Below are 6798 nucleotides of genomic sequence, written 5' to 3' on the forward strand. Positions count from 1 at the left end.
GGCGCCCCGGACTGTCCGGGCTCTGACGGGACCGCGTCGAGGGGCTCCCGCCGTGCGGTCCCCGGATCGTCGGGGGCCGGGACGGCGCCGGTCGGGTGGTCCGGGGACGACGGCCAGGGCGCCCCGGGGGCCGGCGGGGTGTCGGTCCGGTGGGGCTGCGGGGTGGGTGGTGGGAGGAGCTGCGGGGCGGGTGGTGGGAGGGGCGCCGCGTCCGTCGGGGTGTGGCGCGCCGGTTGGTGTTCCCACCACGCCCGTGGCCGCTGCGTCTCGGGGGACGCCACCGCGTCCACCGCCGAGGCGAAGTGGTCGTCGAGTGGGTCCCCCGTACCCATGTCCTGCGCGGACTCGTCGTACAGACGGTTCCACCAGTCGTCGGCGTCCGGCCGCTCCCCCTGCTCGCTCATGCCCCTATCTTCGACCGCGACAGGGAGGAGAAAACGGGGCGACCGGAAAAATTAAGTCCGCCGGGCGGCCCCACCCCCCACGGGAAGGACGCCCGGCAGACGTTCACAGTGTCAGCGCGGGGCAGATGCGCCGGCGCGGAGACCGGGGGCATCACCCTCCCCGAGCAAATCCAGGTCAGGCCCCCCAAGGGGCAGCCGACCGGGGTCTGTTGCTGCTGTGATGGCGCCACCTTCGCAGAGCGGGCGGCCGAAAGGGGATGATGGGGGCGGCGGGTTTACGCCGTGGCTGGTTTCCGCCACGGTTCGCGGCGGAAACAGGACGCTCCCGGTGGTTGATCCGGGTTGATCCCTCGGGTCGCCCAGGGGCCAAGGGTCTCCCAGGGGCGCCAAGGGGTACGGCGGTGTGCGATGAGGACGGTGCAGGGTGCTGGGAGCGATAGGTCTCGACGAGAGACAGGAGTCCGCGTACCGCGCGCTCGTGGCCATCGGCGCCGCGGACGTCTCGGACCTGGCCCACCGTCTCGCCCTGCCCGAGGCGGACACCGAACGGGCCCTGCGCCGCCTGGAGCGCCAAGGACTGGCCGCGCAGTCCTCCGCCCGTACGGGACGCTGGGTCGCCGCTCCCCCCGCCGTCGCGCTGGGCGCGCTCCTCACCCAGCACCGCCACGAGCTGGAACAGGCCGAGCTGGCGGCGGTGCTCCTCGCCGAGGAGTACCGCGCCGAGGCCAGGGAGCCCGCCGTGCACGACCTCGTCGAGGTCGTGACGGGCGCGAGCGCCGTCGCCCACCGGTTCGTGCAGTTGCAGCTGGGCGCCACCACGGAGGTCTGCGCCCTGGTCACCGGCAAGCCCGTCGCCGTGACGGGCATGGACAACGAGGCCGAGGAACGCGCCGCGCGACGCGGCGTCGCCTACCGTGTCGTGATCGAGCGCGAGGTGCTCGCCCTGCCCGCCGGCATCACCGAACTGTCCGCCGCCCTCGGCCGCGACGAGCAGGTCCGCGTCGTCGAACGGGTCCCCACCAAGCTCGTGGTCGCCGACCGCGGTCTGGCCATGGTGCCGCTCACCGGGCGGGGCGCGGAACCCGCCGCCCTGGTCGTCCACGCGAGTGGACTGCTGGAGTCGCTGCTGGGCCTGTTCGAGGCGGTGTGGCGCGATGCCCTGCCCCTGCGGCTCGGGTCCGGCGACGGCAACGGTGGCGATGGCGGTGGCAGCGCCGAGATCCTGGAGGACGCGCTGCCAGGACCCGACTCCACCGACCTGGAGGTGCTGTCGCTGCTGCTCGCCGGCATGACGGACGCAAGCGTCGCGAAACAGCTGGACCTGGGGCTGCGGACCGTACAGCGCCGGGTGAAGGGGCTGATGGAGCTGAGCGGGGTGACCACCCGGTTGCAGCTCGGCTGGCACGCGTACGAGAAGGGCTGGGTGGCGCGGCGGGAGCCCCGGGGCTGAGCCGGGCCCCCGGACCGGCCGCGCCACGCCCCCTCCGCGACCTGCGGGACCGCCCCCGTTCCGGCACGCTGGGCAGATGGACGTGTGGCAGCTGGTGCTGGTGGGCCTTGTCATGGTCCTCGGCCTGTTCGGCGTGCTGGTCCCGGGCGTCCCGGGCCAGGCCATCGTCTGGGCCGCCGTCCTGTGGTGGGCGCTGGCGGACACCACCGACGCGGCCTGGGTCGTCCTGATCGGCGCCACGGCCCTGCTGCTGCTCAACCAGGCGCTCAGACCATTGCTGCCCTCCCGCCGGAGAACCAGGACCGGTGCACCCCGGCGCACCCTGCTGGTCGGCGGCACCACCGCGATCGTCGCCTTCTTCGTCGTACCGATCGTGGGCGGCATCCTGGGTTTTGTCGGGGGCATCTACGGCGCCGAGCGGATCCGGCTCGGCAGCCACCGGGACGGCTGGGCCTCCACCCGTACGGTCATGCGCACCGCCGGATACCCCCTGCTGGTGGAGTTGTTCGCGTGCCTGCTGGTGGTGGGTGCCTGGCTGGGCGCACTGATCTGGGGCTGAGCCTGGTCCGGGGCTGAGCCTGGTCCGGGACTGAGCCGCGCCTCGGAGCGCGCCGCCCGCGTGTGAGGCTGGGGCATGACCGAATTCAGTGACGCCGAGCGCGCGTATCTCAGGACCCAGCGGCTGGGGCGCATGGCCACCGTCGACCCCAAGGGGCAGCCGCAGGCCAACCCGGTCGGCTTCCATCCGCAGGACGACGGGACGATCCTCATCGGCGGTTACGCCCTCGGCACCACCAAGAAGTGGCGCAACCTCCTCACCCACCCCAAGGTCGCGCTGGTCGTCGACGACATCGTGAGTGTCACGCCGTGGAAGGTGCGCGGGGTGGACATCCGGGGTGAGGCCGAGCTGCTGACCGGTCCGCACGACCTCGGCCCGCACTTCAGCGAGGAGCTGATCCGTATCCATCCCCGGAAGATCCACAGCTGGGGCCTGGAGTGAGCCGGGTGAGGGGGCCGGCGGACCGGCCCCCTCACCCCCGCCCGACCGCCTACCGGAACTTCCCCCGCTTCGCGTCCATCGCCGCCCGCCCCTCCGCGCCCATGCGCTTCCAGTCGCGCCGGATCTCGGCCCGGACCCGCGCGTCCGTCTTGGCGACGATCCGCTGGTTCTCCCGTAGCAGTTTGCGGTAGCTCTCCAGCCGCCGGCCGGGGAGCGAACCGTCCTCCACGGCGGCCAGCACCGCGCATCCCGGCTCCGCGCCGTGCGCGCAGTTGTGGAAGCGGCACCCCTCGGCCAGCGACTCGATCTCCGAGAAGACCTGCCCGACCCCGCTCTCCGCGTCCCACAGCCCGACCCCCCGCAGCCCGGGGGTGTCGATCAGCACGCCCCCGGCGGGCAGCACGATGAGGTTGCGGGTCGTGGTGGTGTGCCGGCCCTTCCCGTCGACGTCACGGATGGCCTGCACCTCCATCAGCGGCCCGCCGAAGAGCGCGTTGGCGAGGGTGGACTTCCCGGCACCGGAGACGCCGAGGAGCACACTCGTACCGTCCGACACGACGGCCGAGAGCACCTCCACCCCCTCCCCCGTCTCCGCGCTCACGGCGAGCACCGGCACGCCGGGCGCGGCGGACTCGACGTCCTTGACGAGATGGGCGAGCACGGCGGGGTCCCCCACCAGATCTGCCTTCGTGAGGACGATCACCGGCGCGGCCTCGCCCTCCCACGCGGGCGCGGACCCCCGCAGCAGCGCCGCGCCGGTCGAGCTGGACATCGCGAGGGCGAGGAAGCGCTCGACGCGCCCGAGGTCCAGCTCCACCGCGAGCGACACACAGATGACGATGTGGTCGACGTTGGTGGCGAGGACCTGGCCCTCGGAACGCTTCGACGAGGTGGACCGTACGAACGCGGTCCGCCGGGGCAGCAGCGTCCGTACGAACCGCGGGTCGCCGTCCGCATCGAGGGCGACCCAGTCACCGGTGCACACGATGCGCATCGGATCGCGCGGTACGACGTACTCGGTGTCCGCCCGGACCGGGCCGGCCGGTGTCACCACGTCGCACATACCGCGGTCGACCCGCACGACCCGGCCGGGCACCAGGCCCCGCTCGGCGTACGGGGTGAACTCCGCCTCCCAGCCCGCGTCCCAGCCGTAGGGGGCGAGCGGGTGCGACGGAGAAGCCTCGGTGGAGGCAGAAACCTCGGGGGAGGCAGAAGACGCAAAAGAGAAAGACAAGGGAAACCCTTCACAAGGGTGGCCCCGGCACGCGCCTCGGGCGCGGAAGCTCCGGATCGGCGAAAGCGACGCGGAGGTCAGGTCAGCCGCGGGCCACAGGAGTGTCTGTGACAAACATCTGCTGGATGCGGGCAGCGCCCATCTCGACGGCAACCATCGGTCACACCTCCTGGTTCACACACGGCTCATATACGGCTACGGCTCACACGTCGCTCGTGCCCGCTCGTGCCGGCTCGCGCACGGCTCACGGAACGAACGGACACACCGTAACGCTCACGCCCGGACGAGCGCCAAGTGTTTTTCGCGGCGGGGACCCGGCGGGGACCGGCGGCCTCCCGCGCCCCTTGTTCCCCAGGTGCGCATCGTCCGGACACACAGGCGACACCGCCCCGTCCCTTTGGGTCGCTGGCCTGGAGACCTTCTCCCCGCCCGGTTCGCCTCACACCCCCCAAGACACCCACGAGGTCCCTGAACACATGCCTGAACTCAATCGGCGTCGTTTCCTCCAGGTCGCCGGCGCGACCGCGGGCTTCTCCGGCCTGTCGAACAGCATCGACCGCGCCGCGGCCATCCCGGCCAGCCGTCGCTCCGGCACCATCGAGGATGTCGAGCACATCGTCGTACTGATGCAGGAGAACCGTTCGTTCGACCACTACTTCGGCTCGCTGCGCGGTGTCCGCGGCTTCGGCGACCCCCGCCCCGTCACCCCGGTCGGCGGGAAGTCCGTCTGGCACCAGTCCGACGGGACGAAGGAGGTCCTGCCGTACCATCCGGACGCCGAGGATCTCGGCATGCAGTTCATCGAGGGGCTCGACCACGACTGGGCGGGCGGCCACCAGGCCTGGAACCAGGGCCGGTACAACCAGTGGATCCCCGCCAAGTCCCCGGGCACGATGGCGCACCTGACGCGTGAGGACATCCCGTTCCACTACGGGCTCGCCGACGCGTTCACGGTGTGCGACGCGTACCACTGCTCGTTCATCGGGGCCACCGACCCCAACCGGTACTACATGTGGACCGGCCACGTCGGGAACGACGGCAAGGGCGGCGGCCCCGTGCTCGGCAACGACGAGCTGGGGTACGACTGGACGACGTACCCGGAGCGGCTGGAGAAGGCCAAGATCTCCTGGAAGATCTACCAGGACATCGGCGACGGCCTGGACGCGGCCGGAAGCTGGGGCTGGATCGACGACGCCTACCGGGGCAACTACGGCGACAACTCGCTGCTCTACTTCAACCAGTACCGCAACGCGAAGCCCGGCGACCCGCTGTACGACAAGGCGCGTACGGGCACGAACGCGAAGGCCGGCGACGGGTTCTTCGACATCCTGCGGGCCGACGTCAAGGCGGACCGGCTGCCGCGCGTCTCCTGGATCGCGGCGCCCGAGGCGTTCTCCGAGCACCCCAACTGGCCCGCCAACTACGGCGCCTGGTACATCTCGCAGGTGCTCGACGCGCTCACCTCCAACCCGGAGGTGTGGAGCAAGACCGCGCTGTTCATCACGTACGACGAGAACGACGGCTACTTCGACCACGCCGTGCCGCCGTTCCCGCCCGCCTCGGCCGCGCAGGGCCTGTCGACGGTCGACACCACCCTCGACCACTTCCCGGGCGACAGCCGCCACGCCGCCGGGCCGTACGGTCTCGGGCAGCGGGTGCCGATGCTGGTCGTGTCGCCGTGGAGCACCGGCGGGTACGTCTGCTCGGAGGTCTTCGACCACACGTCGATCATCCGGTTCATGGAGCGCCGCTTCGGGGTCTCCGAGCCGAACATCTCGCCGTGGCGGCGGGCGATCTGCGGCGACCTGACGGCGGCCTTCGACTTCTCGCTCAAGAACACCCGGCCCGCGCGCCTGCCCGGCACGGACGGGTACGAGCCGCCGGACCAGGACCGGCACCCCAGTTACGTACCGGTGCCGCCGGACCGTCCCGTCCTGCCCAAGCAGGAGAAGGGGTCGAGGCCGACGCGCCCGCTGCCGTACGCCCCGTTCGCGGACGGGTCCGCGACCCCCGCGACCGGGCGGTTCACGCTCACCCTCAGCGGCGGTGAGGAGGCGGGGGCGGCCTTCACGGTCACCTCGGCGAACCGTACGGACGGGCCGTGGACGTACACGGCCGGGGCGGACCAGCAGCTCTCCGACACCTGGAACACCGCGTATTCGAAGGGTACGTACGACCTCTCGGTCTTCGGGCCGAACGGGTTCCTGCGCGCCTTCAAGGGCTCGGGCACGGTGGCGGGCCCCGAGGTGACGGCCCGGCACGACGGGCACCGGGGCCGGGTCGAGCTGACCCTGAGGAACGCGGGCACGCGCGACTGCCGGCTGACCCTCACCGACGCGTACGGCGGGAAGAGCGAGACGGTGAAGGTGCGCGCGGGCGGGCATGTGGTGCACACCGTCGACACGCGGCACGGCAAGCGGTGGTACGACGTGTCCGTGACGGCCGACACCGACCCGGCGTTCCTGCGGCGGCTCGCGGGCCACGTGGAGACCGGCGAGCCGGGCGTGAGCGATCCGGCGATCATCACCGGCTGACCCCACTTCGCGGACACGCCCTAGGGGTGTCCGTGAAGTGGGGTCGTCCGCCCGGAGGGCGGGGCTCGCGGTGTCTGGTGCGTGCGATCGCAAGGCGGAGGACCCACCCCGTACTGGATGTACGGGGTGGGTCCGACAACGCCGCGAGCGCGCGTGCCAGGCGCCGCGAGCCAGAC

Annotated in this window: 5 protein-coding genes and 1 pseudogene; 4 read left to right on the forward strand and 2 right to left on the reverse strand. The window is 72.0% G+C overall.

Annotated features, from left to right (window positions below; all coding sequences use genetic code 11):
• A pseudogene (locus tag GT042_RS38090) lies at positions 1 to 404 on the reverse strand (hypothetical protein); the annotation flags it as partial.
• Between the two features lie 424 nt (positions 405 to 828).
• Between GT042_RS38090 and GT042_RS08735 the strand changes: the two are divergent.
• The 3 genes from GT042_RS08735 to GT042_RS08745 all read left to right on the forward strand — a co-directional run bounded on the left by GT042_RS08735 (position 829) and on the right by GT042_RS08745 (position 2854).
• The gene (locus tag GT042_RS08735) at positions 829 to 1854 is read left to right on the forward strand and encodes a helix-turn-helix domain-containing protein (RefSeq protein WP_161308139.1); all 1026 of its coding nucleotides are present in this window, start codon (positions 829 to 831) and stop codon (positions 1852 to 1854) included.
• 76 nt (positions 1855 to 1930) lie between these two features.
• A complete protein-coding gene (locus tag GT042_RS08740) occupies positions 1931 to 2413 on the forward strand; it encodes a DUF456 domain-containing protein (protein WP_202532537.1) in 483 nt (160 codons plus the stop codon).
• Positions 2414 to 2488: 75 nt separating this feature from the next.
• Positions 2489 to 2854: a PPOX class F420-dependent oxidoreductase gene (locus tag GT042_RS08745; protein ID WP_161308140.1), complete on the forward strand. Its 366-nt coding sequence runs from the start codon at positions 2489 to 2491 to the stop codon at positions 2852 to 2854.
• A gap of 49 nt (positions 2855 to 2903) precedes the next feature.
• Here GT042_RS08745 and rsgA read toward each other — a convergent pair whose 3' ends face one another.
• Positions 2904 to 4088, reverse strand: coding sequence for a ribosome small subunit-dependent GTPase A (gene rsgA, locus GT042_RS08750; RefSeq protein WP_161308141.1), 1185 nt, complete (start codon positions 4086 to 4088; stop codon positions 2904 to 2906).
• A gap of 476 nt (positions 4089 to 4564) precedes the next feature.
• Here rsgA and GT042_RS08755 point away from each other — a divergent pair, with 476 nt between their 5' ends.
• Positions 4565 to 6622 carry a phospholipase C, phosphocholine-specific gene (locus GT042_RS08755; protein WP_161308142.1) on the forward strand — a complete coding sequence of 686 codons (2058 nt, stop codon included), beginning with the start codon at positions 4565 to 4567 and terminating at the stop codon, positions 6620 to 6622.
• Positions 6623 to 6798 lie beyond the last annotated feature (176 nt).

This window comes from Streptomyces sp. SID3212 (assembly GCF_009865405.1).
In the GTDB taxonomy this organism is placed as follows: Bacteria; Actinomycetota; Actinomycetes; order Streptomycetales; family Streptomycetaceae; genus Streptomyces.